Genomic DNA, 23899 nt, shown 5'->3' with positions numbered 1-23899 from the left:
TTTACAAAAACTAATATTTCTATGTGGTTAAAAAAAAGTGAATTTAATTATGCACCAAATTAATGATAGATATCAAGATGAACGACGATGATTTTCAAAATCCATTTGTTTTTAAAACAGATTGGGAAAATGCTTTTGAAGACAAGGAATTTGTAAAAGTCTTTTCTTCGGATATTCTTGAGAATTATATCATTAATAAACGTTGGTATGGCGGCAAAGCAAGCACTTTAAAGTATATTGAAGTAGTTGATTTTTTTAAAATTTCTTCAAAAACGATTACTTATTTTGGTGTTTTACTCGAAGTCAACTTCAAGGAAGCTTTTTATCAGCATTATTTTATGCCAATTGCTTTTATGCCTGAAGACAAGTTGGATACCAACACCATAATTGCTCCAGTTAATATGAACGGGCAAGCTGGATTTCTTGTAGATGCTTTGCACCAAGAGGATTTCAAAAAATTATTGTTCGATAAAATTGTCAATGCTAAAGAGAAATCCGATTCAATTGTTAAATTTCACAAAGGCCAAAAACTAGAAGAAAAAGAATATAAAAGTTCTAAATTTATGGGAGTAGAACAAAGCAATACTTCCATAATTTATAACAATACGCTGGTTTTAAAAATTTTTAGGAGAATTTATATCAGTATGAATCCTGATTATGAAATCAGTCGTTTTCTTACCGAAAGAATGGATTTTAAGAATTCACCAGCCTATATGGGAAGCATCAGTGTGGTTTTGACAGATGGAAATATCACTCTTGGATTAATGCAGGAATTAGTTCCCAATCAAGGCGATGCTTGGCAATTTATGCTGGGCGAAGTGGATCATATTTTTGATAATTTAAAGCATAAAAAAATCAATATCAATAAATTACCAGATATTGAATTGTTCAAAAGGTTAAAAATCAATCAAGTTCCTCACGAAATCATCGATTGGGCTGGATTAAGTATTTTTATGAGAATCCAAAAGTTGGCAACTCGAACTGCCGAAATGCACATTGCCTTAGGAAGTGATGTTCACGAAACTGCTTTTACACCAACGACTTATAATGGAGATTATTCGGTTTGGCTCAAAAACAGATTGACATATCAGTTCCAAAATAGATTGAATATTCTCGAAAACAATCTTCATAAACTAGACGGATTAGCTCTAGAATTAGCCAATCAGTTTTTGGATCACAAGAAAGAAATTCGAAAATTATTTCTAGATTTCGATTGGACAAAAATGAAATCCGAAAGAATTAGGATTCACGGTGATTATCATTTGGGACAAGTTCTAGTCAATGGTGACGATTTTTGTATTCTAGATTTTGAAGGTGAACCTGAAAGTACGATTCGCGACCGTAAAGTAAAACAACCGCCTTTAAAGGACGTTGCTGGAATGTTTCGCTCGTTTCATTACGCTATTTATGCCACGATTTTCAACAACAAAGAAAAATATCCTTATGAACAAGAAGAACTGTTCAATGCCGGAGAAATTATGTTCAAATATTTCGTAGGTGTGTTTCTTCAAACGTATACTGATGTCGCTCAAGGCGAAAATTTGAACATTGGTTACCGAAAAGAAATTGATTTTTTACTGAAATATTGTTTGCTCGAAAAAGCAATTTACGAATTGGGATACGAACTCAATTCACGACCACGCTGGGCTGTGATTCCGTTGACTGGAATTTTTAGTATTATGGAGTTTGGTAAATAACATTGTAATTGATGAAAAATATAATTTTCACAGAAAAAAAATACAGGTCAACATTTGGAAATATTGTTTCTTTATTAGCTATAGTTATTTCAATTTATAATTTTATATATCCAGGTACAGAAGGTTGGGGTTGGTTGATTTGTATTAATTTATGTTTTTATGCCATATTAATTTTGTGTGTGGATTTTATTTTTCAAAAATTATATCATAATTACATTATAATTAATTCAATTGAAATTTTAGCTATAATTATTATTTATAAATTAAATTATTTAACAACAACAGATTAAAACTATTTTTATAATTCAATCTGCGCTTGAAATCCGTTTCATCCGCGTTCAAAAACATAAAAAAACTAAAATGAACAAAGTACAAACTTATTCTCTTTTTACCGATTTCGATATTGATTTATTCAAAGCCGGAAAACATTTCAGATTATACGAAAAATTGGGTGCGCATCTTCTAGAAGTTGATGGTGTGAAAGGCGTATATTTTGCCGTTTGGGCACCATCAGCTCGTTCCGTTTCTGTGGTTGGGGATTTCAATTATTGGATTCAGGGAGATCATCAGTTGCAAGTGCGTTGGGATGCCTCTGGAATTTGGGAAGGATTTATTCCCGGAATCGAAAAAGGAACCACTTATAAGTATAAAATTCAATCTAGCAATGGTGGAATTATTACTGAAAAAGCCGATCCATTTGCGTTGTATTGCGAACATCCTCCTCATACTGCCTCAGTTGTTTGGGATTTGGATTACCAATGGAAGGATAAAAAATGGATGGAAACCCGTAAAGAACACAATGATTTAGACAAACCTTATTCGGTTTACGAAGTTCATTTAGGTTCTTGGAAACGCAATGCCGAAGGCAAATTCTTGACGTATTTAGAATTGGCGGTGGACTTGGTAAATTATATAAAAGAAACGGGTTTCACCCACGTTGAGTTTATGCCCATAATGGAATATCCGTATGATCCTTCTTGGGGATATCAGTTAGTGGGATATTTTGCACCTACTTCCCGTTTTGGAACACCGCAGGATTTTATGGTTTTGGTCGATAAATTGCACGAAGCAGGCATTGGGGTGATTTTGGATTGGGTTCCTTCGCATTTCCCAGAAGATGCACACGGACTAGGATTTTTTGATGGATCCAATCTATTCGAACATCCTGATCGTAAAAAAGGCTATCATCCAGATTGGAAAAGTTTAGTATTTAATTACGGACGAAATGAAGTGCGGGCATTCTTGATTAGCAATGCTATTTTTTGGTTGCAACATTATCATGTAGATGGACTTCGGGTTGATGCTGTGGCTTCGATGTTGTATTTGGATTATTCCAGAGAAGAAGGAGAATGGGAGCCTAATATTTTTGGTGGAAGAGAAAATCTAGACACCATAAGTTTCTTAAAAGAATTTAATGAAGCCGTTTATTCAAGCTTCGAAGGTGTACAAACTATTGCCGAAGAAAGTACTTCTTTCCCGATGGTTTCTCGTCCAACATTTGTAGGAGGTTTAGGTTTTGGAATGAAATGGATGATGGGTTGGATGCACGATACGTTGCAATATTTTCAAAAAGAAACAGTGTATCGAAAATACCATCAGAACGATTTAACTTTTGGAATGACATATGTATTTTCAGAAAATTTTATGTTACCCCTTTCTCACGATGAAGTGGTTTATGGAAAAAAATCTATCGCAGGAAGAATGCCTGGTGACGAATGGCAGAAATTTGCTAATTTGAGATTGCTTTACGGCTATATGTTTATGCACCCAGGAACAAAATTATTGTTTATGGGAAGTGAATTTGGACAAAGTGCTGAATGGAATTTCGAAGCAAGTTTAGATTGGCATTTATTGCAATACGATTTTCATGAAGGTGTCAAAAAAGCCATTACCGATTTGAATACTTTGTATAAAACACAACCAGCATTGCACGAAAAACAATTTAGTCCCGAAGGTTTCGAATGGATCAATTATTCCGATCATCAAAACGCGGTGATGACTTTTATTAGAAAAGGAAACAACCCAAAGGATGATGTAATTGTGGTTTGTAATTTCACACAAGTGGTTCGTCAAAATTATCGTATTGGTTTGCCCAAAAAAGGAAAACTGTTAGAAATTTTCAATAGTGATGCTACCGTTTATGGAGGAAGTGGAGTGAAAAGTCCAACTAAATTAGCTGTCGAAGCATTCCCTTATGACGGAAGAGATTATTCAATTGAATTGCTATTACCACCATTGAGTGTTACTGTTTATAGATATTAGAGTCAAATTATTATCGAGTAATGATACAAAAATATTGATACTTTTATTCTTTATTTTATAATTTAAGATTGGATATTAGTAGTATTTTTGTTCAAATATTTATATCATATTTATGAGAAAGCATAATTTATTAATTGGAATTTGCGCATTTGGATTGTTTTTTTCTTGTGCAACAAATCCATTCACAGGAAAGCAAAGTTTAAATTTTGTGTCTAACAGCCAATTATTTCCATCGTCTTTTCAACAGTACGGGACTTTTTTGAAAGAAAATAAAGTCATTGTCGGAACCACTGATGCGAGACGAGTAGAAACTGTAGGGATGAAAATCAAAGCAGCAGCAGAACGTTGGTTAAAGGCAAACGGACAAGCCGAATATTTGAACGGTTATCAATGGGAATATAAACTGATAGAAAATAAAGAAGTCAATGCCTGGTGTATGCCCGGTGGTAAAATCGTAGTGTATTCAGGGATTTTACCTGTAACAAAAGATGATGCAGGATTAGCTACTGTAATGGGACACGAGGTTTCGCACGCATTGGCGAATCACGGTGCTCAAAGAATGAGTGCTTCTCAATTGCAACAACTTGGAGCCGTTGGAATAGCCGTAGCCACAGGAAGTAAAAGTACCGAACAGCAACAAATGTGGCAACAATATTATGGTCTTGGATCAGAATTGGGAGTGATGCTTCCTTTTAGTAGAAATCACGAAAGTGAAGCCGATAAAATCGGTTTAACCCTAATGGCTATTGCAGGGTATAATCCTGAATTAGCAATATCCTTTTGGGAAAGAATGTCTGCCAGTAGTAGCGGAAATAAACCACCTGAATTTCTTAGCACTCACCCAGCCGATGCTACGAGAATTGCTAATTTAAGAAGGTTAATTCCAGAAGCTAAAGCAGAAGCTTTAAAATTTGGAGTTATGTTTAAATAATTCTTGAATTCGCTATCTATTAAGTTTTGGTAAAAAAGATGTTTTCTATATAAAAGCAAAACTTCTTTTTAACATTTTTGTAAAATTTTTTTAGCCATTTTTTAATGTCAATAGTACTTATTTATATGCTGTTTATAGCAACTGGTAAGCTTCCTCTACATTTAGAATTTCTTAGTAATTGACGTGCAGCACTTTCTTGAAACTCCCGAAAATCCTGATATACGTGCATTATGCCTACGGTGGATTTTAAATTAGGGATTACTTGTAAAGCATAAGGATTGCCAAAAACATACAATATACATTTCTTGTTGGAAAATAATTCACCCAAAAAAGCTAATGTAGTTGCGTCCATATCAAAATTATTCAAAGGTTTTGCTTTTGGAACAAAAAGTGAAACTAGTAGGGTGTCAAAATCTTTTAACTTTTCTGTCAGTATTTCAATTGCAACGGTATCACCCGATTCGAGATCAAATTTTGGCGATGGTAGCACTATAGATAATGATTTAAAAAATATATTGTGAGTATTATTATATAGACTTAATTTTGCTAGTTTTTCATTATTTTTAGCTTCAAATAAGTGCAAACTATTGTTGTTGTCTTTGATTCTTGTAGTGCTTTTATCCGCAATTAGACGATTTAAAATTGAAGTTGATTCAAAATCAAAAACACCTTCTGGGGCAAAATTTCCGTCTAAAATTCCTGCTTTTTGTTTACATTTCAACAAACGGTTATAACTCGCTTCAATTCTTTCAGGTGATGCATTTTTCAAAATTTCCTGAATTCCTTCGGCAATATTTATTGGAAAACACAAAACGTCATTTCCTGCATTGAACGCTTCCCATTCGAGTTCACCCTTGGTTTCATATAATTTTGAAACGCTGTGCATATTCAAAGCGTCGGAAATAACCAAACCATCGTAGCCCAATTTTTTTCTCAAAAGGTTTTCAATCACATTTTTTGACAAGGTAGCCGAGATGTTTTTTCCATCATTCAAAGCTGGAATTGCCAAATGGCCAATCATAATCGAATCGACATTATTCTCAATTCCTTTGATGAAAGGAATTAATTCGTTTTCCATCAATTCTTCAAGCGTTTCTTCGAGAATGGGCAATCCTAAATGCGAATCTACACTGGTATTTCCGTGTCCAGGAAAATGTTTTAAGCAGCCTAAAACGCCAACTTCGTTTAATCCTCGTAAATATTCTGTGGCAAAACTCGAAACTTTTACTTTGTCTTGACCAAAGGAACGATAGCCAATCACGGGATTGTTTGGGTTATTATTGATGTCTGCCAAAGGGGCTAAATTGTAATGAATTCCCGCAGCCTTTAGATCTAAACCTGTTCGTTTTCCTACTTCATAAGCCAAATATTCGTATCGTTCAGGCAAAGCGCCAAGCGAAATAGCATAAGGATATTGTGGTGTATTTTCGACCCGCATCGCTAATCCCCATTCAGCATCAATACTCATCAATAGTGGAGTAGTGGCACATTTTTGGAATCGTACGATAAGTTTTTTTAACTTTTCAAAACTGTTATCGTTGTGTTCAACTTTTTTCTTAGACTCATAATTTGTTGCTGCACTGGCTCGACTGTGAAAAAATGTCAATCCACCAATGTTGTGTTCCTTGATTAAACGTTCCGTTTCTTGAATGTTTTCTTCAGTGTCGTTGATGAAAACGGCTGGAAAAAAGAATTGACCAATTTTTTGTTCTAATGTCATTGATTTAGAAATTTATGCTTTGATAGTACACAGATTAAACTGATTTTCATCCAATTATTTACAATTAAAAGAGTATCATCATACTACTTTTTTGTAGGTTTAAATTTAGTGTTATTTTTTTAAATTTCAATTTTATAATAGATATTAAATTGTTAGTTTATAATGTATATTTTGTTCTTTTTGTGTTATTTTTTGACTAAACAATTAGTCGACTTTTTTTCCAAAATCCTTTGGGAAAATTAAAAATCGTGATAAAATAATACCAGGAATAGTGGCCAAAAACACCCAAATAAAGAAATTGCCATAACCTAAATACTGCTGAATATAGCCACTCAACATTCCCGGAAGCATCATTCCCAATGCCATAAAACCTGTCGCAATTGAGTAATGCGAAGTTTTAGATTCACCTTCTGCAACATAAATCAAGTACATCATAAAGGCAGCAAAACCAAATCCGTAACCAAATTGTTCAATTATAACCACGACACAGGCATAAGCATTAAAAGCATAATCTATAACAAAGTACTTTAAGTCTAAATGAATATAAATGAGATATTCAGGTTGAAAATGTGACAACAAAATAAATCCAATGATTGGTATGTGCATAATTAAAATCATTGGTAAAAACCATTTAGTTAATCCCTGTTTAGAAATCGCAATTCCACCCAGAATTCCGCCAATAGTTAGCGCAATTAATCCAAAGGTTCCATAAATAATTCCAACGTCTTCGGTGGCTAGTCCTAAACCGCCAACATTCGTTTTATCTACTAAAAATGGCGTTAGCATTTTAAGTAATTGCGATTCGCCTAAACGAAATAAAAGGATGAAAGCGAGTATTAATCCAATTTGTTTCTTTTTGAAAAAACTAGCAAAAACAGTGGCAAAATTTTTCTCTTCGGTTTCTCCTACTGCAATGGGTAATTCGGTTTTTGGAGTAGCAAAATAGTTGTAAATCGTTAAAAAAATCATAACTAATCCAACAAAAATCATTGTGTAAGACCACGCTTTTTGGTTATCGCCATATTGATGTTCTAAATAACCAGCTAATAAAATAATCAATCCGTTTCCGGTTAACATTGAAGCTCTATAAAAAGTACTCCGAATTCCTAAAAAAAAAGATTGTTGTTCTTTTTCTAAAGCCAACATATAAAAACCATCACTCGCCACATCATTAGAAGCGGAAGCAAACGCAGCTACCCAAAAAATAGCTAAACTCAAGATAAAGAAATTGCTCGTTGGGATTATAAAACCAACAATTAGAAACGCAATCGAAATGAATAATTGCATACTCAAAAACCAGTTGCGTTTGGTTCCGTGTAAATCGATAAACGGACTCCAAAGTGGTTTGATTACCCAGGGCAAATACAACCAACTAGTATAAAATCCGATATCTTCATTGCTGATTCCTAGGTTTTTGTACATCAATACCGAAACCGAAATGATGATTACATACGGAAAACCCGAAGCAAAATTTAATAAAGGTATCCAAAACCAAGGCTTATTTTTTGTTTTCGAGTTAGTCATTTTTGTTAGGTTTTATTTCGGTGTTGATATTGACAATTTCTGCAATGCTTTCATTGCCATAAAAGTCGATAAATGTGAAAGCTACTTTTTTTGCATTATTTAATTTATCTCTGGAAATAGTCCATTTTATAGACTCACTTTTGGCATCTATGAAAACTTTTTCAACAATTTGACTAGGGTCATTGCAGTCTAATTTCGAATGATCATTGACGCTGTAAACAATAATATATCGAATCTGGTCGGATAGTGTTTTTTTGAACGAAAATTGATAGGAATCTCCTTCTTTAGTAAAAGCATTGATTAAAGGTCTTTCGAGTCCAGTTTTTGTCGAACTGGGAACAGGCAAAGGGATGGCAGGATATTTATATTGATTATTTTCAAGCAATTGAGCTACATCTTTATTGTTATTGACAAAAGATTTAGCACTAAAATAGGCATTTCCTTGAATGTTTGGATAGGTTCTAGTTAAGTCAATTTGATTGGGAATTTCGCCAGGAATAAACCATTTTTTATCGGAATCGCTTTTTATTTTATAGCTTCCATTTCCGATGTAAACATTCACATTTGATGAATTATCCGCCCACCATTTAAGTAATTTTGAATAAGAAGCTGTTTTATGATCGATACTCCAATACAATTGTGGCAACATATAATCGATGTATTTTCCTTCCATCCAAGCGATTGGATCGGCATACAAATCGTCGTAATTGGTTTGTCCGGCTTGTGTATCTGAACCCCTTGGATCAACAGATTTATTGCGCCAAACCCCAAAAGGACTGATACCAAATTGCACCCAAGGCTTAATTTTTTTTATCGAATAATAAATACCTTTCACAAAAGTGTTTACATTGTCACGTCGCCAATCGGCAAGCGATTGTTTGTAGGCATATTTTTTGAAAGAAGCGGAATCATTAAAAACTTTTCCAGTTACTCGATAAGGATAAAAGTAATCGTCAAAGTGAATTGCATCTACATCGTAATTTCTCACAATTTCTTCAACCACCGCTATCAAATGAGTTTGTACTTCTGGCAATGCCGGATTGTAGTAATATTTTTCTTTTCCAGCTTCGCCATATTTTATCATCCAATCCCGATGTTTAAAATAATCGTGTTCCTTACTAAGTGTTTCAGTTTTGGTATCGAAAGTTGCTCGATACGGATTAAGCCAAGCGTGAAATTCGTAACCTCTTTGATGTGCTTGTTCAATCATCCAAGTCAGAGGATCATAATAAGGTTGTGGTGCTTGTCCTTCTTTTCCAGTCAAATAGCGCGACCAAGGTGCTAATTGAGTTGGGTAAAACGCATCACCAACACTTCTTATCTGAACAATTACAGCATTGTAATTTAATTTTTTGTAGGTGTCTAAAATTTCAATAAAATCTGCCTTTTGTTTTTCGACAGAATCTCTACCTGTTTTTGGCCAATCGATATTGACAACAGTAGCAATCCAAACGGCTCTGAATTCGTTTTTTGGATGAATGGTTTTATATTGCGAATTAGCAGTCCAAAAAGTGAATAGGAAACATAGATGTAGAATTGAAAAGCCCTTATTTGAAGTCATTATAATTTTAGATTTTAATAAAAAATCAAAAGTAGATTTTTTACTTTGCTTTCGAATAACAATTAATAAAAATTTAAAAGATTTTAGTCATTTTATACCAACCACATTTTTAAAATAGTCCAAAGAGATTTGGTATAATGCCGATATAGTATGAAAATAGTCCAATTTTTATTGGACTATATTGACCCCAGCGATAGCGAACAGGCGAAGCAGTACATAATCGGTATTATTAATTAAATACTGTGAAATTTATAAGTCTTTTTAAAACTTTAGAAAAAATAGTATTAGGAGTCAGTATAATCTAAAATCTTTTATATATTTGAATATTAAAAATATTTCGCATCATAAGTAAAATAATGTTGCATAATATACAATATTTTTGCAAATAACGATAAAATTCATAAAATGGCATTTTCAGGTTTATTTAGAAAAAAAACAGTTCAAGATATTTTAAAACAAGTAGAAAAAAACGAATCTGATGGTCATAACGCATTAGGAAAACATCTGACTGCCCGAGATTTAACTGCTTTTGGTATTGCAGCAATTGTTGGTGCAGGAATTTTTAGCACCATCGGAAAAGCAAGTGCCGATGGAGGTCCAGCCGTAATTTTTCTTTTCTTGTTTACTGCGATTGCCTGTAGTTTTGCTGCTTTTGCTTATGCCGAATTTGCTTCGATGGTTCCTGTTTCTGGAAGTGCTTATACGTATTCTTATGTTGCATTTGGTGAAATTATCGCTTGGATTATTGGTTGGGCATTGATAATGGAGTATGCCATTGGAAATATAACGGTCGCCATTTCGTGGAGCGATTATTTTACAGGCTTGCTTGAAAGTGGGGGAGTTTATCTACCGCAATGGGTTCAAATGGATTATTTAACGGCTTCGAATGGGTTTAAAGACGCCACCGCTTTAATGCAAGGAGGAAAATCTTTCGAAAATTTAAGTGCAGGCTTACAAGCTTCCTACACTGCTTGGACAACATCGCCAGTGCTTGGTTCTTTCCATTTTGTTGCCGATTTACCTGCTTTATTAATTATTATTTTGATTACAGCTTTAGTGTATCGTGGCATGAAAGAATCCAGAAACGCCAGTAATTTGATGGTTATAATTAAGGTTTGTATTGTCCTTTTAGTTATTATTGTGGGATCTAAATACGTAGATACTGCCAATTGGCATCCATTTGCACCTAATGGAGTTGGGGGAGTTTTAAAAGGAGTTTCGGCAGTTTTCTTTGCCTATATAGGTTTCGATGCTATTTCTACTACCGCTGAAGAATGTAAAGATCCGCAGCGCGATTTACCCAAGGGAATGATGTGGGCCATTATTATTTGTACCATTTTATACATTGCCATTGCCTTAGTTTTAACCGGAATGGTGAGTTATACCGAATTAAATGTAGGTGATCCTCTTGCTTTTGTATTCGAAAAATTAGATTTGAAATGGATGTCGGGAATTATTGCCGTGAGTGCAGTGGTAGCAATGGCAAGCGTTTTATTGGTTTTTCAAATGGGACAACCACGTATTTGGATGAGTATGAGTCGTGACGGATTGTTGCCAAAACGTTTTTCTAAAGTGCATCCCAAGTTCAAAACACCTTCATATGCAACTATAGTTACAGGTTTTGTGGTTGCTGTACCTGCATTGTTTTTAAATCTAACAATGGTAACCGATTTATGTAGTATTGGAACTTTGTTTGCTTTTGTTTTAGTTTGTGCAGGAGTTTTGGTTTTGCAAAATAAAAAAGATATTCCTCGTGGAAAATTTAAAACACCATATGTGAATTCAAAATATATTATGCCTATTTTAATTGTTATTGGTCTAGTTTTTTCTTTTGGATATAACAAAAAAGTAACAATGGATTTTTTGACTAATGAAACTCAAATCATAAGTTCGGCTGATATTGTAACTTCTTTAGATAAAGAACACTACACAAAAGTATCTGATTATTTAGTGAGTTTGGATGCCAAGAACAACTTGAACGAAACCCCAGATTTAGAGCTGATGTTGAGTCAATATCAACAGGATGATGTCAAATATGCCCAAGTAATAAAGGGTTTACCCATCGAAGATTCTCATAAATACGAAAGTGGTTTTAACCTTTTTAAACACAAAATTCCGATGTGGATTTTCTTGATTGTTTTGTTGGGATTAACGATTTGGTCTTACAAAGAAAATTTATCTCTAATTCCTTTATTGGGATTGATTTGCTGCTTGTATATGATGGCGCAACTTAGCGTTTGGAACTGGATTTATTTCACTATTTGGTTGCTAATAGGTCTTTTGATTTACTTTAGTTTTAGCCGAAAAAATAGTAAATTGAATATTCAAAAAGCATAAGTTGTATATCGTCAAGAAGTAAGAAATTGCCAATAATTTAATTTGAAATTCTTGGCAATTTCTTAATAATAGCAAATCAAAAAGAACATTGGAGCAATTTTTTTTAACTATATTTGAAGCAATAAAAAAAATCCAATGGAAAATTTACCAAAAGGAAGTCCCAAACTTATCAATGCTTGGGCATTTTATGATTGGGCAAATTCAGTCTATTCGTTAGTAATCTCCACGGCAGTATTTCCAATCTACTATGAATCCGTGACAAGCGGAAATGATGGAAAGGTAACTTTTCTGGGAACTTCATTTCTAAACAGTTCTTTATTATCCTATTCGTTGTCGTTCTCCTTTTTGATTGTTGCTTTTTTATCACCAATTTTATCTGGAATTGCCGATTATTCTGGGAACAAAAAGAGTTTTATGAAGTTCTTTTGTTATTTGGGTTCCCTTTCCGTGATGGCGATGTTTTTCTTTAAAGGTCAAGAGACATTATGGATTGGAATCGTTTCAACTATTTTGGCAAGTATTGGCTTTTGGGGAAGTGTTGTTTTTTATAATTCTTATTTACCTGAAATTGCTTTTCTGGAACAACACGATAGAGTGAGTGCCAAAGGATTTATGTACGGCTATTTCGGTTCGGTAATTTTGCTGGCTTTTAATTTGACAATGGTAATGAAACCTGAATTTTACGGAATCACTGATCTTACATTACCGGCAAGACTCTCGTTTTTGTCTGTTGGGATTTGGTGGATGGGTTTTGCCCAAGTCACATTTCATTTTTTACCGTCTAATGTATTCAATAAAAAACCTAGAAAAGATTTTATATTCAAAGGATTCAAAGAATTAATGATAGTTTTAAAAAGCCTCAAGAGCCAGCCTATATTGAAACAATTTTTGAAGGCATTTTTCTTTTACAGTATTGGCGTTCAAACCATCATTTTATTTGCTGGAATTTATGGAAAAATTGAATTGGGGATTGAAACGAGTCAATTGATTATCACTATTTTAGTGGTTCAGATAGTTGCCATATTTGGTGCCTATTTATTTTCAAGAATTTCCGAAAAAATGGGAAACATTAAAACTCTGAAACTTATTATTGCAATATGGGGTTTAATTTGTTTTGCCTTGTATTTAATAAACAAGGATAATAAATATATTGATTTGCAATTTTATTCCATTGCGGCATCAATAGGAATGGTATTTGGCGCAATTCAGTCTTTGTCGCGTTCTACCTATTCTAAATTATTACCAGAAACCGAAGATCACACCACTTACTTTAGTTTCTTTGATGTTACTGAAAAAATATCTATCGTTTTAGGAACTTTTATTTTTGGTTTTGTGGGTTCAATAACTAATTCAATGCGGAATTCTATTTTTATTCTGGCAGTTTTCTTTTTGCTGGGTTACATTGTGCTTAGTTTTATGAAGAAAATAGAAACTTCAGAACATCAATAATTGAATAAAACATCTTTTATATTTTATTTTGGAATTGATTTAATCCTAATTTTGGCATAATGATTGTCTTTTTTAAGGTTAGCCAAGTTTAGGGCGTTTTACTGCTGTTTTATTAAAATTTAATGTACAGTTGCCTTATATTTGTGAGACAAATAAATCATTTAATGACAAAAAGACTTAAAATATACTATGTCAAACCATAAAATACGCACACTTGACAATCTGTCACTCCAAGAATTTGATGCCGAAACCGAATTAATTCCCTTATTAACTCCCGAAGACGAGGAGGAAATGAACAACGAAGATTTGCCCGATACTTTGTCTATTTTGCCTTTGCGAAATATGGTTTTATTTCCAGGAGTTGTTATCCCAATCACAGCGGGTCGCGATAAATCAATAAATTTAATCAATGACGCTTATGCGGCAGGAAAAATTATTGGAGTAGTTGCCCAAAAGAACGAAGAAGTTGAAGATCCAACCAAAAATGACATTCACCAAATAGGAACTGTAGCTCGTATTTTGCGTGTGCTTAAAATGCCCGATGGCAATGTTACCGTAATTCTTCAAGGTAAAAAACGTTTCCAAATTGATTCGGTTGTTTCTGAAATGCCCTATTTTACAGCTAATATTAAAGATGTCGCTGAAAAAAGACCAACCAAAAAAGATACTGAATTTTTAGCAATTTTAGATTCAGTGAGAGAATTGGCAATCCAAATTATTAAAGAAAATCCAAACATTCCAAGCGAAGCCACATTTGCCATTAAAAACATTGAAAGTCAGTCGTTTTTAATCAATTTTGTGACTTCCAATATGAGTTTGTCTGTTGAAGAAAAGCAAAATCTTTTGTCGATAAATTCTTTGAAAGACAGAGCGCTAGAAACGCTTCGTTATATGAATACCGAGTTGCAAAAACTTGAACTGAAAAATGATATTCAATCTAAAGTTCGATTTGATTTAGACCAACAACAACGCGAATATTTCCTTCATCAGCAAATGAAAACCATTCAGGAAGAATTGGGTGGCGTTTCGCAAGAAGAGGAAATGGACGAAATGAGTGCCAAAGCCAAAACCAAAAAATGGGACGAAAAAACGCAAAAACATTTCGAAAAAGAATTGTCTAAAATGCGTCGAATGAATCCACAAGCTCCTGATTTTGGAATTCAAAGAAATTATTTGGAATTGTTTTTAGAGTTGCCTTGGGGCCAATATTCTAAAGATAATTTCGATTTAAAACGTGCTCAAAAAATTCTAGACCGCGACCACTTTGGATTAGAAGATGTCAAGAAAAGAATGATAGAACATTTGGCAGTTTTAAAATTGAGAAATGATATGAAGTCCCCAATTATATGTCTTACAGGGCCTCCGGGTGTGGGTAAAACCTCTATTGGTAAATCAGTAGCCGAGGCTTTGGGAAGAGAATATGTGAGGATTTCATTGGGTGGTTTACGTGACGAAGCTGAAATTCGTGGGCACCGAAAAACTTACATTGGCGCTATGCCAGGACGAATTATTCAAAGTTTAAAAAAGGCAGGAACCTCAAATCCAGTTTTTGTTTTAGACGAAATCGATAAATTATCCAATAGTCATCAAGGAGATCCATCATCAGCTTTGTTAGAAGTTTTAGACCCAGAGCAAAACAATTCGTTTTATGATAATTTCCTAGAAATGGGTTACGATTTATCGAAAGTGATGTTTATTGCCACTTCAAACAATATGGCTGAAATTCAACCTGCATTGCGAGACCGCATGGAAATCATCAAAATGTCGGGTTACACGATTGAAGAAAAGGTAGAAATTGCTCGTCAGCATTTGTTACCAAGACAATTGAAAGAACACGGATTGACAACCAAGGATTTGTCTATTGGTGTCAAACAATTAGAGAAAATAGTAGAAGGTTATACCCGTGAATCAGGCGTTCGTGGATTGGAAGCAAAAATTGCGCAAGTGATTCGGAATGCAGCCAAATCCATTGCGATGGAAGAAGAATACAACAAGAAAGTGACCAACGAAGATATTGTAAAAGTACTTGGAATTCCTAGATTAGAAAGAGACAAATACGAAAGTAATGACGTAGCTGGAGTGGTAACTGGACTAGCTTGGACTAGTGTTGGTGGTGATATTCTTTTTATAGAATCCTTGATTTCCCCAGGAAAGGGAACGATGACTATTACAGGAAATTTAGGAAATGTGATGAAAGAATCGGCGACAATAGCTTTAGAATACATCAAAGCCAATGCCGAATTTTTAGGTTTAAAACCAGAGATATTGACCAAATATAACATCCATTTACACGTTCCAGAAGGAGCAACTCCAAAAGATGGACCAAGTGCTGGAATCGCAATGCTTACTTCATTAGTCTCTGTGCTTACGCAAAAAAAGATTAAAAAAGGATTGGCGATGACTGGCGAAATTACTTTGCGTGGAAAAGTTTTGCCTGTGGGCGGAATAAAAGAAAAGATTTTGGCTGCCAAAAGAGCCAATATCAAAGAAATTATTTTGTGTTATGAAAACAAAAGCGATATCGATGAGATAAAACCTAAGTATATAGAAGGCTTGACTTTTCATTATGTGAAGGAAATGAGCGAAGTATTGAAAATAGCCATCACCGATCAAGATGTAAAAAACGCAAAAGTATTGTAATCAGTTGCTTTTCGACCCAATATAATTCCATTCTGTTTCATAGGGATGGAATTTTTATTTTGAATTGAAACTTCATAAAAAAAGGGAATTTTTTACCATTATAATTTTATCTTCGCATTTGCGTTTTACAATACAGAATAGCTATTTCAAATATGCCAAAAAGACTTTTAATTTTCCTTTTGTTTTTAGTTTGTACCGTTTCAAAGGGACAAATAGGAGGGAAGTACACCTATCAGTTTTTGAACTTGGTCACTTCACCTAGGCAAGCAGCCATGGGAGGAAAGACGATTACAATTTATGATGAGGATGTCAATCAGGCGCATTATAATCCTGCCACCATAAACCCTGAAATGGATAATCATTTGGCGCTGAATTATGGGAGTTATTTTGGCGAAGTTACTTATGGAACGGCTTCTTATGCTTATACTTATGATCGTCATTTGCAAACTTTTCAAGTTGGAGTAAATTATGTAAATTATGGTAAATTTGAAGGTTATGACGAAAATGGTCAGGAAACTTCTCAATTTACTGGTAGCGAAGTAGCACTTTCTTTTGGATATGCCTTTAATGTTCCCAATTCAAATTTATTTTTAGGAGCGAATGGAAAACTTATTTCTTCAACATTAGAAACTTATAGTTCTATAGGCGGAGCTGTCGATTTAGGTGCGATTTATATTGATGAAGCCAACGATGTCAACTGGGCGTTTGTAATTAGAAATATTGGAACACAATTCACAACTTATAATGGTATAAACGAAAAATTACCACTAGAAATAATGCTTGGAGTTTCGCAAGAATTAGAAAATGTACCCATTCGCTGGCATTTAACTTTAGATAATTTACAGCAATGGAATATTTCATTTACCAATCCTAATCAAGCTCAAACCGCACTTGATGGTAGTTCAACGGAAAAGAAAACCTCTTTTTTAGGAAATGCTTTGAGACATGCTATATTTGGTGTAGAACTTTTTCCAAAAAAAGCTGTAAATTTGAGATTAGGATATAATTTCAGACGAGCCGAAGAATTGAAAGTAGAAGATATTCGAAATTTTTCTGGAATATCGGTGGGTTTTGGAATGAAATTTAACAAACTAAAATTCAATTATTCCTATTCTAGATATACATTAGCAGGTAATACGAGTTTGTTTGGCTTGACTATTAATTTTCAATAATATTATTTTGAATAAAAAAATTACCATTGCAATTGATGGATTTTCATCTACAGGGAAAAGTACTTTGGCCAAGGAATTAGCCATGCATCTAGGATATGTCTATGTTGATACGGGAGCAATGTATCGTGCTGTAGCTTTTTTTGCAATGCAAAAGGGATTTATTAGAAAAGATTTTTTCGACAAAGAATCACTTATTAAGAGTTTGCCGAATATAAAATTAGTTTTTAAATTTAACTCAGATTTGGGTTTTGCCGAAATGTATTTGAATGGGATCAATATCGAAAAAGAAATTCGGACAATCGAAGTCTCTAATTTTGTTAGCCTAGTCGCCGAGATTTCAGAAGTACGTTCTAAACTTGTCGAGCAGCAACAAGAAATGGGTAAAAACAAAGACATTGTAATGGACGGAAGAGATATTGGTACCATAGTTTTTCCAGATGCCGATTTAAAAATATTTATGACCGCAAGCCCAATGACTCGTGCCGAAAGAAGATTTAAGGAATTACAAAAAAAAGGAGATAAAGTGACTTTTGATGAAGTTTTAAAAAATGTAGAAGAGCGAGATTATATTGATACCCATCGTGATGATTCTCCACTTGTTAAAGCAATAGACGCTATCGAATTTGATAATTCTAATGTTACTAAGCAAGAACAATTTGAAAAAGTATTAAAATTGGTCAAATTCTAGTTGAATAATTAACCTTAAAATTTATATGAGCCTCGCAATCCTGCGGGGCTTATTATTTATATATAAAATAATTTTATTTCAAATTATTTTTTCCTTCAAATCAAAAATTAAATTACTATTCTTTATGTAAGAAAAATACATAATTATAAAATTACTTTGTGTATTTCGTCGATATTATTTGCGTTTTAAACGATTATATGACTATATTTATACTATAGTTAAACAAGTTCTTACAATATCAAGAAAAAATAATCCTAAAGGAGTTTGCCCCACAATCTACTTTAAACCTAATCTACTTTTTATTATGAAAGCAAAATTACTTCGTGTATTATTGCTAGTTGCAATAGTATTCACAATGAATTCTTGTTCATCTGATAGTTCAGAAATAGCTACAGATACTTCTAGTGCTTCAACACAGAAAGCAATGACATATACTTATAATCCAACTGAAATTGAAACTATGGCAATAATAAATGCTTATAGAGTAAGTATTGGTTTAAATGCGCTAAAAGAAATCAATCATATTTCCTATAAATCAGAAGAACACGATCATTATATGATTACAAACAATGTTGTTAATCACGATGATTTTGTTTCCCGTTCAGAAAATATTATGAAAGTATTAGGAGCAAAAAACGTAGGTGAAAATATTGCTTACAATTATAATTCTCCTCAAGCGGCTGTTGATGCTTGGCTAAAAAGTCCATCTCATAAAGCTAATATCGAGGGTAATTTTACACATTTTGGACTTGCAATCAGAATAAGTGCCGAAGGAAAAAAATATTACACCAACATCTTTGCAAAAATATAAGTATTGTTTTTAGGAATTTTGTTAAAATTAGTTGTTGATTTTTCATATTTGGATTAAATATTAAATCAAATTGAGGAGCAGATAGTCTCTACTGATTAGTAACTAACCAGCAGTAAATTTAATAGACATAAAAAAATGTATAAAAAAAGGTAGTATTTAAACTGCCCTTTTTTATACATTTTTTGGTTTTTAAATAGCTTATGTTTCAATTTGATTTTTAGTATACAAATACCATTTCAAAATTCCTTCCGTTTCTTAATCCTCAATGAACATTTAAGTTGCCTTTTTAATGTACATAAAGCAAGTTTAAAGAATTTGCTGCATTAAGAATTTCGTCATCTTATTAAAGTTGCGTTGACTATAAATGAAAGTTTCCTTCTCCAATAAAACAAATATTATTTAAATAGGTTTCCTCTTGGAATAAATAAATTTATTCGGTAGTCCTAAATTATTAAAATTTAGCCTCTTGTGTAGCATTTTAGAAAATAAGCTTTGAGAAGTAGTGTGAAGACTTTTACAGTTTGGACAACGCTTTTTTTTGTGTATTTTATAAAAAAAAAGTTTATTGAATCGATGCAAAGCCGAACTGGCGAAGCAATCGAATTTCAATAAACTTTTAGAAAATTTAATATTATAGTGCCTACAGCTTTTTACTAACTATTAAGACTATTAAACCTTTTTTATTAATCCTGTATATCGGTTTTTTATGACTTGATGAGTGGGATTTTTAATGTCCACCACTGATTTTTTTATCAAAATCAATACCTTGATTTCTCAAAATCCCGCTTACTTTCCAGGCATAAAATGCTAAATAAGCAAAACATAAAACACCAACTATATAGCTATTTTGAATTCCAATACTGTCAGAGACGTAACCTTGTAGCCAACTTATTATTCCACCCCCCATAATCATCATAATCAAAAAACTACTTCCTTGACTGGTGTTTTTACCTAATCCACTTACAGCTAAAGTAAAGATACACGGCCAAAGTGTGCTACAAAATAAACCTACACTGGTGAAAGCATAAACACTTACCATTCCGCTTGTTGCCATTCCTGTAAATAAGGCGACAATTCCTAACGAAGAAAAAATCAACAACATTCTGGCAGGATTTCCTTTACTGGCCATATCGGCAGCAATTAAAACCAAAATAATTAATCCATACACATAGAATGGAGTTAAATCGTGTTTTGCAATTGCATTAACAAGCAAGAAAATGCCAAACGCCAAATAAGGAGCAATAAAACGAAGAATTTTTTGGACAGACATATTATCTGTAAAAGCTTCAACAGCTCCAGTCCAACGACCAATCATCAAACTCGCCCAATACAAAGAAATATAAGGAGCTATATCGCCAATGGCAAATCCTAATTTGGTTTCCATATACGCTGGTAAATTACTAGCTGTAGAAACCTCTACACCTACATAAAGAAAAATAGCAATCATACCCATAACTAATTGTGGATATTGTAAAGCAGATTTTTTTGCAGATACTATATCTTCTGCAGACTCTACAATGGTTTCAGGATGTTCAGGTAAAGATGAAAATTTTAATAAAACAGCTACTAATAAAAATGCTAATCCTAATATTAGATAAGGGATTTTAACGCTCTCAATACTCATATCTGTATTTCCAGTTGCAGCTGCACCAAAAATGGCAAAACTCACGATTAGGGGACCAATAGTAGTTCCAAAATTATTGATTCCTCCAGCCAAAGTCAATCGTTGCGAACCAGTTTTTATAGGTCCTAATGCAATTGCTAATGGATTGGCTACAGTTTGTTGTAATGAAAACCCTAAACCAACTGTAAATAAACCTGCAAGCATTAATGGATATGAACCTGTGTTTGCCGCAGGGTAAAATAATAAAGTTCCCAATGCCGAAATTACTAATCCTAGTGCTAATCCGTTTTTATACCCAATTTTGTTGACTAAATCTTTTCCTATCAATAAAGAAACCCCCATGTATATTAAGGAACCTACGGTGTAAGAAATATAAAATGCTATAGATACAAATTGGCTTTGGCTTTGTGTTAAATCAAATGCTTTTTTAAATACAGGAATTAAAATATCGTTACTAGCAGCAACAAATCCCCAAAAGAAGAATACGGTTACGAGGGGAATAAACTGCCCCCATTTGGTTTGTGAATTTTCTGAATTCATAATTAAATTAGTTATTTAGTTAATTGGTTTGTTAATTATTTAATAGCAGTAAATGTAAAGGTAATGGGAACGAAAAAAAAATTAAATGAGACAAAAATTGTGAAAAATAAACCTACGGAGGAAATTATTAAATATACTGCAATTTTAGCTTTAGGGATTCTAAATAATCATGAAATTTCATATCTAAATTCCCTTTCTAGAAATTCAATTTAACAATTCAATTTGTTAGTTACTTTTGAATTTTAATTGGCACATTTTTTTGTATTTTTGCAAAAATTTTATAAAATACAATTTATGTTATCTATCAATAATTTATCAGTTCAGTTTGGCAAAAGAATTTTGTTTGACGAAGTAAATACGGTTTTCACCCACGGAAATATTTACGGCGTTATCGGTGCAAACGGAGCTGGAAAATCTACTTTTCTTAAAATAATTGCTGGCGAAATGGATCCTACTGCAGGAAACATTCACTTAGAACCAGGAAAACGGATGTCGGTTTTGAATCAAAACCACAATATGTTTGACGAACATACGGTTCTGGAAACAGTCCTGATGGGAAACAAGGTTTTGTATAAAATTAAAACCGAAATGGATGCCTTGTATTTGGATTATTCCGATGAAAACGCGGATAGAATAGGGGAGCTGCAAGTGCAATTTGAAGAAATGAACGGTTGGAATGCCGATTCTGATGCGGCTTCAATGTTATCCAATTTAGGAATTACCGAAGACTATCATTATACTTTAATGGGAGATTTGGAAGGAAAAATTAAGGTTCGTGTGCTTTTGGCGCAAGCCTTGTTTGGAAATCCAGATTTGTTGATTATGGATGAGCCTACGAATGATTTAGATTTTGAAACCATTGCTTGGTTAGAGAATTTCTTGGCAAATTATGAAAATACAGTAATTGTGGTTTCTCACGACCGTCACTTTTTGGATGCCGTTTGTACCCATATTTCGGATATTGATTTCAGTAAAATCAATCATTATTCGGGTAATTATACTTTCTGGTATGAATCCAGTCAATTAGCAGCCAAACAACGTGCGCAACAAAACAAAAAAGCCGAAGAAAAGAAACAAGAATTAGAAGAATTTATTCGTCGTTTTTCTGCGAATGTTGCCAAATCTAAGCAGGCTACTTCTCGTAAAAAGATGATTTCCAAATTGAACATTTCAGAAATTAAACCATCGAGTCGTCGTTATCCTGCTATCATTTTTGATCAGGAACGTGAAGCGGGTGACCAAATTTTGAATGTGCAAAACCTTAGCGCTTCGGTTGATAGCGATGTGTTGTTTAAAGGCGTTGATTTGAATATGGCCAAAGGCGACAAAATAGTGCTTTTCTCTAAAGATTCTCGTGCCACAACGGCATTTTATGAAATATTAAACGGAAATCAAAAGCCAGATTCAGGAACTTTTGATTGGGGTGTTACCACAATTCAGGCGTATTTGCCAGCAGAAAATCATTCATTTTTCGAAAGTGATGATTCGTTGGTAGATTGGTTGCGTCAATGGGTAAAAACGGAAGAAGAACGTGACGAAGTAAACATTCGTAGTTTCTTAGGAAAAATGATTTTCTCAGGTGAAGAGGCCTTAAAAACCTGTCGTGTTTTGTCTGGAGGAGAAAAAGTGCGTTGTATGTTGTCTCGAATGATGATGCAGCGTGCCAATGTTTTAATGCTTGATGAGCCTACGAATCACTTGGATTTAGAGTCGATTACGGCTTTCAATAATTCGTTAAAAAACTTTAAAGGTTCAGTGATTTTTACCACTCATGATCACGAGTTTTCTCAGACAGTTGCTAATAGAGTTGTCGAATTAACTCCAAATGGAGCTATCGATAGGTATATGACTTTCGATGAATATTTGGATAACGAAGGTGTTCAGGAATTGAGAACGAAGATGTATTCTTAAACATTCGAATTACAATATTGAATATATAATTTCCCGCTATGATGTAGCGGGATTTTTTTATTTATTTCCCATAATTTTGCTTATTACATAGGCTATTATGGCTAATAAAAGAACTATAATAAAAATTCCAACTCCCACACCAGCTTCAAATATTCCTTTCACTATAGAGCAACTTGTTACCGATATTAATATTATTAGAAGCAGTACTAATCTTGTAATTTTGTCTTTCATAATTTCTTGGTTTTACATTTTAATTGGTTTTGTAAAACTATCCTAAAAGCAAAAAGGTTTTGTTATATAATTCACAGAAAAACTTACATAATTATGTTTTATGAAATGATATTGAATAGTAGAGTATTCAATATCAATTCATTAAAAGCTTTTATTGCAATCGAAATGGTGAAAATTTTAAAATTATAAAAATCTCAACTTATAATTTATAATTAATAACTCAGAATTCCTATATTTGTATTGCAAACACAACCTTCATTATGAGTCAAAAAGTATTGCTCACTTCAAAAGAAGTCAATATCATTCTGCATCGTTTGGCCTGTCAGTTAGTCGAAAAGCATCTTGATTTTTCGGATACTATTTTAGTTGGTATTCAGCCACGTGGTACTTTCTTAGCGGAGCGATTAAAAGATATGTTGGTAAATGAATATCAAATTCCGAAAATTGCTTTGGGTTATTTGGACATCACTTTCTTTAGAGATGATTTCCGCAGAACCAATAAACCTTTGGAAGCCAACAAAACTCAAATCGATTTTATCGTCGAAAACAAAAAAGTCGTTTTCATAGACGATGTATTATATACTGGTCGAAGCATTCGGTCGGCATTGACGGCTATTCAATCCTTTGGACGGCCATCAGAAATTGAATTATTAGTACTTATTGACCGTCGTTTTAGCCGTCATTTGCCTATTCAGCCCGATTATCGGGGTCGTCAGGTGGATGCTATCAACGATGAGAAAGTTCAGGTGTGTTGGAAAGAACAAGACGGTGAAGATGCCGTTTATTTAATTAATAAATAAT

At 33.4% G+C, this 23899-nt stretch carries 17 protein-coding genes; 12 read left to right on the top strand and 5 right to left on the bottom strand.

Features of this window, described 5'->3' with window-relative positions:
* Window positions 1-62: 62 nt before the first annotated feature.
* The 4 genes from FNW17_RS13305 (at window position 63) to FNW17_RS13290 (ending at window position 4890) form a co-directional block, all read left to right on the top strand.
* Window positions 63-1697, top strand: coding sequence for a trehalose synthase (locus FNW17_RS13305; RefSeq protein WP_235893279.1), 1635 nt, complete (start codon window positions 63-65; stop codon window positions 1695-1697).
* Window positions 1698-1708: 11 nt separating this feature from the next.
* Window positions 1709-1987 carry a hypothetical protein gene (locus FNW17_RS13300; RefSeq protein WP_143391803.1) on the top strand — a complete coding sequence of 93 codons (279 nt, stop codon included), beginning with the start codon at window positions 1709-1711 and terminating at the stop codon, window positions 1985-1987.
* A gap of 70 nt (window positions 1988-2057) precedes the next feature.
* Window positions 2058-3959 (top strand): 1,4-alpha-glucan branching protein GlgB, encoded by a 1902-nt coding sequence (gene glgB, locus FNW17_RS13295; protein WP_143391802.1) that lies wholly within the window; start codon window positions 2058-2060, stop codon window positions 3957-3959.
* A 112-nt stretch (window positions 3960-4071) separates the two neighbouring features.
* The gene (locus FNW17_RS13290) at window positions 4072-4890 is read left to right on the top strand and encodes a M48 family metallopeptidase (protein WP_143391801.1); all 819 of its coding nucleotides are present in this window, start codon (window positions 4072-4074) and stop codon (window positions 4888-4890) included.
* 121 nt (window positions 4891-5011) lie between these two features.
* Here FNW17_RS13290 and FNW17_RS13285 read toward each other — a convergent pair whose 3' ends face one another.
* The 3 genes from FNW17_RS13285 to FNW17_RS13275 all read right to left on the bottom strand — a co-directional run bounded on the left by FNW17_RS13285 (window position 5012) and on the right by FNW17_RS13275 (window position 9695).
* Window positions 5012-6610, bottom strand: a complete 1599-nt coding sequence (locus FNW17_RS13285) for a glycoside hydrolase family 3 protein (RefSeq protein WP_144071883.1) — start codon at window positions 6608-6610, stop codon at window positions 5012-5014.
* Window positions 6611-6814: 204 nt separating this feature from the next.
* Window positions 6815-8134 carry an MFS transporter gene (locus FNW17_RS13280; protein ID WP_144071882.1) on the bottom strand — a complete coding sequence of 440 codons (1320 nt, stop codon included), beginning with the start codon at window positions 8132-8134 and terminating at the stop codon, window positions 6815-6817.
* Window positions 8127-9695 (bottom strand): glycoside hydrolase family 10 protein, encoded by a 1569-nt coding sequence (locus FNW17_RS13275; RefSeq protein WP_144071881.1) that lies wholly within the window; start codon window positions 9693-9695, stop codon window positions 8127-8129. The genes FNW17_RS13280 and FNW17_RS13275 overlap by 8 nt, the downstream gene beginning before the upstream one ends.
* Before the next feature lie 405 nt (window positions 9696-10100).
* Here FNW17_RS13275 and FNW17_RS13270 point away from each other — a divergent pair, with 405 nt between their 5' ends.
* The 6 genes from FNW17_RS13270 to FNW17_RS13245 all read left to right on the top strand — a co-directional run bounded on the left by FNW17_RS13270 (window position 10101) and on the right by FNW17_RS13245 (window position 18792).
* Entirely contained in the window at window positions 10101-12032 is a 1932-nt protein-coding gene (locus FNW17_RS13270) for an amino acid permease (RefSeq protein WP_144071880.1), read from the top strand.
* A 135-nt stretch (window positions 12033-12167) separates the two neighbouring features.
* On the top strand, window positions 12168-13481 hold the full coding sequence (locus FNW17_RS13265) for an MFS transporter (protein WP_144071879.1): 1314 nt from the start codon (window positions 12168-12170) through the stop codon (window positions 13479-13481).
* 189 nt (window positions 13482-13670) lie between these two features.
* Window positions 13671-16121 (top strand): endopeptidase La, encoded by a 2451-nt coding sequence (lon, locus tag FNW17_RS13260; protein WP_143391795.1) that lies wholly within the window; start codon window positions 13671-13673, stop codon window positions 16119-16121.
* A 152-nt stretch (window positions 16122-16273) separates the two neighbouring features.
* Window positions 16274-17293: a type IX secretion system protein PorQ gene (gene porQ / locus FNW17_RS13255; protein ID WP_143391794.1), complete on the top strand. Its 1020-nt coding sequence runs from the start codon at window positions 16274-16276 to the stop codon at window positions 17291-17293.
* A gap of 7 nt (window positions 17294-17300) precedes the next feature.
* Window positions 17301-17981 (top strand): (d)CMP kinase, encoded by a 681-nt coding sequence (gene cmk / locus FNW17_RS13250; protein WP_144071878.1) that lies wholly within the window; start codon window positions 17301-17303, stop codon window positions 17979-17981.
* A 304-nt stretch (window positions 17982-18285) separates the two neighbouring features.
* Entirely contained in the window at window positions 18286-18792 is a 507-nt protein-coding gene (locus FNW17_RS13245; RefSeq protein ID WP_143391792.1) for a CAP domain-containing protein, read from the top strand.
* 727 nt (window positions 18793-19519) lie between these two features.
* On the opposite strand, the gene FNW17_RS13240 is transcribed toward FNW17_RS13245, so the two are convergent.
* Complete coding sequence (locus FNW17_RS13240) at window positions 19520-20956, bottom strand: MFS transporter (protein ID WP_143391791.1); 1437 nt, start codon at window positions 20954-20956, stop codon at window positions 19520-19522.
* A 294-nt stretch (window positions 20957-21250) separates the two neighbouring features.
* Here FNW17_RS13240 and FNW17_RS13235 point away from each other — a divergent pair, with 294 nt between their 5' ends.
* On the top strand, window positions 21251-22867 hold the full coding sequence (locus FNW17_RS13235; RefSeq protein ID WP_143391790.1) for an ABC-F family ATP-binding cassette domain-containing protein: 1617 nt from the start codon (window positions 21251-21253) through the stop codon (window positions 22865-22867).
* Window positions 22868-22924: 57 nt separating this feature from the next.
* On the opposite strand, the gene FNW17_RS16380 is transcribed toward FNW17_RS13235, so the two are convergent.
* On the bottom strand, window positions 22925-23098 hold the full coding sequence (locus FNW17_RS16380; protein ID WP_185964852.1) for a hypothetical protein: 174 nt from the start codon (window positions 23096-23098) through the stop codon (window positions 22925-22927).
* Window positions 23099-23358: 260 nt separating this feature from the next.
* On the opposite strand from FNW17_RS16380, the gene pyrR reads away from it, so the two are divergent.
* Entirely contained in the window at window positions 23359-23898 is a 540-nt protein-coding gene (gene pyrR, locus FNW17_RS13230) for a bifunctional pyr operon transcriptional regulator/uracil phosphoribosyltransferase PyrR (protein WP_143391789.1), read from the top strand.
* The last annotated feature ends 1 nt before the right edge of the window (window position 23899 follow it).

Source organism: Flavobacterium franklandianum (genome assembly GCF_007097365.1).
Classification (GTDB): domain Bacteria; phylum Bacteroidota; class Bacteroidia; order Flavobacteriales; family Flavobacteriaceae; genus Flavobacterium; species Flavobacterium franklandianum.
The sequence above is the reverse complement of the archived record's forward strand: the minus strand, read 5'-3'. Positions and strand labels throughout refer to the sequence as shown.

Bases quoted from the DNA above. Each gene is read 5' to 3' on its own strand.
- FNW17_RS13275 (WP_144071881.1), bottom strand. From the start codon at position 9,695: ATGACTTCAAATAAGGGCTTTTCAATTCTACATCTATGTTTCCTATTC.
- pyrR (WP_143391789.1), top strand. From the start codon at position 23,359: ATGAGTCAAAAAGTATTGCTCACTTCAAAAGAAGTCAATATCATTCTG.
- FNW17_RS13235 (WP_143391790.1), top strand. From the start codon at position 21,251: ATGTTATCTATCAATAATTTATCAGTTCAGTTTGGCAAAAGAATTTTG.
- FNW17_RS13290 (WP_143391801.1), top strand. From the start codon at position 4,072: ATGAGAAAGCATAATTTATTAATTGGAATTTGCGCATTTGGATTGTTT.
- glgB (WP_143391802.1), top strand. From the start codon at position 2,058: ATGAACAAAGTACAAACTTATTCTCTTTTTACCGATTTCGATATTGAT.
- FNW17_RS13245 (WP_143391792.1), top strand. From the start codon at position 18,286: ATGAAAGCAAAATTACTTCGTGTATTATTGCTAGTTGCAATAGTATTC.
- porQ (WP_143391794.1), top strand. From the start codon at position 16,274: ATGCCAAAAAGACTTTTAATTTTCCTTTTGTTTTTAGTTTGTACCGTT.
- FNW17_RS13300 (WP_143391803.1), top strand. From the start codon at position 1,709: ATGAAAAATATAATTTTCACAGAAAAAAAATACAGGTCAACATTTGGA.
- lon (WP_143391795.1), top strand. From the start codon at position 13,671: ATGTCAAACCATAAAATACGCACACTTGACAATCTGTCACTCCAAGAA.
- FNW17_RS13280 (WP_144071882.1), bottom strand. From the start codon at position 8,134: ATGACTAACTCGAAAACAAAAAATAAGCCTTGGTTTTGGATACCTTTA.
- FNW17_RS13240 (WP_143391791.1), bottom strand. From the start codon at position 20,956: ATGAATTCAGAAAATTCACAAACCAAATGGGGGCAGTTTATTCCCCTC.
- FNW17_RS13270 (WP_144071880.1), top strand. From the start codon at position 10,101: ATGGCATTTTCAGGTTTATTTAGAAAAAAAACAGTTCAAGATATTTTA.
- FNW17_RS13265 (WP_144071879.1), top strand. From the start codon at position 12,168: ATGGAAAATTTACCAAAAGGAAGTCCCAAACTTATCAATGCTTGGGCA.
- FNW17_RS13285 (WP_144071883.1), bottom strand. From the start codon at position 6,610: ATGACATTAGAACAAAAAATTGGTCAATTCTTTTTTCCAGCCGTTTTC.
- FNW17_RS16380 (WP_185964852.1), bottom strand. From the start codon at position 23,098: ATGAAAGACAAAATTACAAGATTAGTACTGCTTCTAATAATATTAATA.
- FNW17_RS13305 (WP_235893279.1), top strand. From the start codon at position 63: ATGATAGATATCAAGATGAACGACGATGATTTTCAAAATCCATTTGTT.